Below are 516 nucleotides of genomic sequence, written 5' to 3' on the forward strand. Positions count from 1 at the left end.
ACTCGGCCACATCGGCGACCCCCTGCTGACCGGGGGCGGCGATGCGTTGGGAGAGGCTGCGCGCCCGCTCGGCCACCAGACCCGCCGACTCGCCAAGGAAGCGCTTGAGGGTCGGGATGGCCGACACACTGATGCTGCAGGGCATGAAGTTGGGATCCAGCACCAGGCCGCCGTCCGGGCGCTTGTCCAGGATGCGGGCGATGGCCAGCGACGCGTAGGCGCTGCGATCCTCGCGCTCCAGCATCAGCCTCAAGCTAACCCGTCCCACCTCGAGGGAGACCACGTCCCCCCCTTCGCTGTGCAGATCCCGCACATCGTGGCGATGGGCCTGCAGCCGGGTGGCGACCTGGCCACCCTGGTTGACCTCGTTGACCCCGCTCACCGAGAGCGGCAGCGCCAGATAGACCTTCTGGTTCGCCACCGAGGCGTCGGTGATCTCGAGGGGAGTCGGCAGCACATCGTCGTTCGGAATATTGAAGACGGTGCCATCGGGCAGGATGCCGGTGGCCCCCACCA

General features: G+C 68.2%; 1 protein-coding gene. It reads right to left on the reverse strand.

Going from position 1 to position 516, the window contains the following annotated elements; genetic code table 11:
* The coding region (gene tssK / locus KW821_RS21950; protein WP_218292854.1) for a type VI secretion system baseplate subunit TssK at positions 1–516 on the reverse strand (516 nt) is incomplete at both ends.

The organism is Aeromonas sp. sif2416 (assembly GCF_019218665.1).
Lineage (GTDB): Bacteria > Pseudomonadota > Gammaproteobacteria > Enterobacterales > Aeromonadaceae > Aeromonas > Aeromonas encheleia.